2 protein-coding genes and 2 tRNA genes are annotated in these 3,606 nt (G+C 71.2%); 2 read left to right on the top strand and 2 right to left on the bottom strand.

All coding sequences use genetic code 11. The features are described from left to right. Window positions 1-72: 72 nt before the first annotated feature. Window positions 73-528 (bottom strand): SSI family serine proteinase inhibitor, encoded by a 456-nt coding sequence (locus FOE67_RS19930; protein WP_182666213.1) that lies wholly within the window; start codon window positions 526-528, stop codon window positions 73-75. A gap of 265 nt (window positions 529-793) precedes the next feature. Here FOE67_RS19930 and FOE67_RS19925 point away from each other — a divergent pair. After that, window positions 794-883 (top strand) — tRNA-Ser (locus FOE67_RS19925). Between the two features lie 504 nt (window positions 884-1,387). Further along, window positions 1,388-1,460: transfer RNA gene (locus FOE67_RS19920), tRNA-Arg, on the top strand. A 1,154-nt stretch (window positions 1,461-2,614) separates the two neighbouring features. Here the strand turns inward: FOE67_RS19920 and FOE67_RS19915 are convergent. Beyond that, window positions 2,615-3,106, bottom strand: a complete 492-nt coding sequence (locus FOE67_RS19915) for a hypothetical protein (protein WP_182666212.1) — start codon at window positions 3,104-3,106, stop codon at window positions 2,615-2,617. Window positions 3,107-3,606 lie beyond the last annotated feature (500 nt).

Below are 3,606 nucleotides of genomic sequence, written 5' to 3'. Positions count from 1 at the left end.
CCTCCCGGCCGTCGGGGCCGCCCCACCCCTCCCCTGCGGGAGAGGCGGGGCGACCCCGACGAACCATCCGACTCAGGACGGCTGCGCCGCCATCGACGGCAGCACCGGCACCATGGCGTCCCAACGGGCGATCTCGCAGCCGTTGGTGCGGGAGAAGGTGGCGTGCACCGGCTCGCCGTTCCACCGCCCGACCACGGTGGCCGTGGCCGGACCACCGTGCTGCTGGGTGCACATGGTCTCGGGACCGACCGGGGCGAACAGGTCCGCGCCGCGGGTGTTCGCCCCGAGCAGCACCTCGCAGGCGGCCTCCGCCTGCGGGTGGTCGCCGCCGGTCGGCTCACAGGTCAGGGTGTGGGTGCGGGAGGACGAACGGGAGCCGTCCTCGGAGACGGTGATCCTCAGATCGTGGGCGATCGGCTTGGCGGCCGTCCCGGTCTCGCCCGGCTCGGCCGGGGCGCCCGCCTGCGGTCCGCCGGCCAGGGCCGCCAGGGCGGCCAACGCGGCGGCGGTGAGGGAGGTGAAGTCCATGGGGGTTGCGCTCCTAGTGTCGGATGCGTGCCACTTCACGCTTGCGTGGGTTGTGTCGTTTCCACGGGTTTCGCGGGGGTCCGGCGGCGGAACCGACGGATTGTCCCCACCCGTTCAACGCTGCTCACGGAAAGTGGTTGCGCAACGCGACACGACCGGATGCCCCCCGTCCGGGGGAGCGCGAGTGGAACGGGCCGTGACGGCTGTGGCATCATTTGCTCGCACACACCCGCTCTCGCGGCTCTCGCGCGGGCGTGAGGTGCGTGGAGGCTTCGCCTAGTCTGGTCTATGGCGCCGCACTGCTAATGCGGTTTGGGGTAACCCCCCATCCCGGGTTCAAATCCCGGAGCCTCCGCAGCGGAAACACCCGAGGACCCCCGGCCGACACGGCCGGGGGTCCTCTGCCGTGTGCCCCCGGCCGGCGCGCAGGGGCTCGTCCCGGCGCGCGACGTCCCGGGTGCGTCGATCGGGGTGCGTCGATCCGGGTGCGTCGATCCGGGAAGGACGGGGCGGGGGCCGATCGGACGGGTGCCGGACCCGACGGCGCCCGGCGGCGGGGCGAGGCGTGCGTGGTGGGGGGCGCGGATGGGCCATCCCGGACCGGCGAGGGCCCCGGTTCCGTCTGCGGCCACCGCCCCGGGAGGCCCGGGAACCGCCCCGTGCCGTCGCTCCCCGTCACCGCTCCCGCGGGCCGGCGGGGGGCGTCCCACTCCCGGCCGGCGACCCCCGGTCGGAAGGGCATCCGGAAACGTTTTCGCAGGTCACGCCGGATGGGGGCAATCGATTTCGTCTCACGGCGCGGGTCATGTAATGTTGTTCCCGCAACGCCGACCGGCGGCCAGGCCGCCCGGATCGACAAGCGCTCGTAGCTTAACGGATAGAGCATCTGACTACGGATCAGAAGGTTGCAGGTTCGAATCCTGCCGAGCGCGCAGCCCATCGAAGCCCCGTTCCGGTCACCCGGAACGGGGCTTCGTCGTTCCCATGGGTGCCGGGTGATGTGCGGCGCGGTCGTGCGCGTGATGTACGTGATGACCGCCCGGGCTCTTTCCGGGCCCCGGGCGGGGATGGTTCCCGGGGCACGTGATGAAGAGGGACGGCACAGCCGTCGGATCATGTGAACGGCCCCGGCTCGTCGTGAGGACTTCGGCATCGCCGGCGCGGGGGTGGTGTTCGGGACTCCCGGGCTCGTCACCTCGGTATCCGGAGGCGGTCGGTGGTCGGTCGAGCCGATCGGAACCCCCGGCTCCCGTGCCGGATGGCGCAGGTGGTCCGACGTGACCGGGCTCATGGTGAGCAGGTCGGAGACGAATCGCCGGACCACCGGTTTGTCCGGCACCGTTTCCGGGGCCGGATCGAGCGCCGCTTCCCACGCGGTGACGGCATCGTCCACCCGACGAAGCCGCCGAACTCACCGGCACCGGGACCCGCCCGTGCCGAGACTCCCACGAGCGGAGGCACCACCGGGGGCGGGTTACTCCTGGTGCGGGGTCTCCGCCCACACCACCGCAGGCGCGTTGGGGTGTGCGCGGGATGCTCCCATCCCGAACACCGTTGACCCGGGCAGAGCCGAGCAGACGCGACCCGGGTCGGCGGCGGCCGGGAGGGGGACCGGGGAGCGTGGTGGCCGAGGAGGGATGATGCCGTCATGGCAGATGAGTCGAAGCGTTCTGTCAGCGAGCTTCGTCGGGGTGAGACCGTTCAAGCAACGATCATCGGTCACCACCCATGGGGCCTCATGGCGGAACTCGACGACTATGAGCCCGTGGGCGCTTCGTTGGACCTGATTCGCCGCAGGAGCGAACCCGGAGTGGATCGGCTCGCCCGGGAGCTGCCCCCCGTGGGGATGAGCGTTGAGTTGGTCGTGGGCGAAGTGCGTACGTGGGACCACAAGCCTTGGATATGGGTGGATCTCACGGCACCCGGGCACGGTTCGAGCTGATGTGGGCCGAGCTGTCACGAGATACAACGGCGCATGCCTCGGAACCGGGGGCCCTCCCCCATCGAAAGCCCCGGTTGGATGGTTCCGTGCCCTTCTCCGGTCCGGGCGGTCGGCCGCCCGCACAACCAGGGTCCGTCGTATGGATCATCCCGGCGTTTCGGAGTCCGGCACGCGCATCCGCCGTGCCGTCTGCCGATCGGTGGCGTATCCGGCTCCCACCGCCAACAGGACGGAGACCACCGCGCAGGTGACGACGAGACCATTGAGCCACACGTAGCTTTCGGAAGCGGGGTACGTCGTTCCGTCCTCCAGGACACAGTCGAAGGCCGGCGGCAGATACGAGGCGCGGTGGCCGACGAGACGCTCCACGAGGTGGGGTGCGGCGTCGCGACAGGCGGGCGCGGGGGAGGAGTCCGCCCCCGACCGGGACTCGTGGTCGGACAGCTCGACGGCGCCGAGCGCCATGGCCAGGAGGATGGCCGCGGCTGCCACCGCCATGCCGGAGCCCCAGCGCAACAACCGCACGCCCCAGTCGGGGCGCCTGCCCGGCAAGACGACGAACAGTGGTTTGACGACCGCCGTGATGACCCAGACCGGGGCGGCGAACAGGGCCACGAGGCCGAGCAGGACGAACATGTTCCGGCCTCCTCGCGCCGACCGGCGGACAGAAGTTCGAGCGGTCGGGGCAGCCCAGCCGTTCTTCTCCGGTCCACTGCGCGGAGCAGGGGAAGACGCCGATGGTGTGGAGGCCGGGTGGATGGTGGAGGTTGCGACCCCTCCTCGTGAAGTGGTGCGAGGCGCTGCACAACGCCATGAGCCGGTGCCGATGATGCGGGAACCCGGCTCGGGATGTTGTTGGTCGGGCTGTCCCCGGCCCGTCCGATACCCCCGACGCCGACCGATAACGACAGACACCCACGGCATCCGAGCTGCTCGGCACCGTGGGCTTCCTCGCTCCCTCCGGTGGTCCCTCCGGTCAGCGGAAGGGGCGATCAGCGGACAGGCCACCGAGACCGTCCACCGGTTCCGGAAGGGTGAGCCCAAGGCGGTCGAAGTCGACGGACAAGTCGTCCCCTGACGGGAGTCGGCGGCCGGAGCGGTCTCTCCCGGTATCCGTTCGCGCTTCGGGCAGCGGG

It is taken from the genome of Streptomyces calidiresistens, assembly GCF_014141525.1.
GTDB lineage: Bacteria > Actinomycetota > Actinomycetes > Streptomycetales > Streptomycetaceae > Streptomyces > Streptomyces calidiresistens.
This window is presented reverse-complemented; position numbering and strand designations above follow the sequence as displayed.

Coding starts and splice junctions, on each gene's coding strand:
- FOE67_RS19915 (WP_182666212.1), bottom strand. CDS start 3,106: ATGTTCGTCCTGCTCGGCCTCGTGGCCCTGTTCGCCGCCCCGGTCTGG.
- FOE67_RS19930 (WP_182666213.1), bottom strand. CDS start 528: ATGGACTTCACCTCCCTCACCGCCGCCGCGTTGGCCGCCCTGGCGGCC.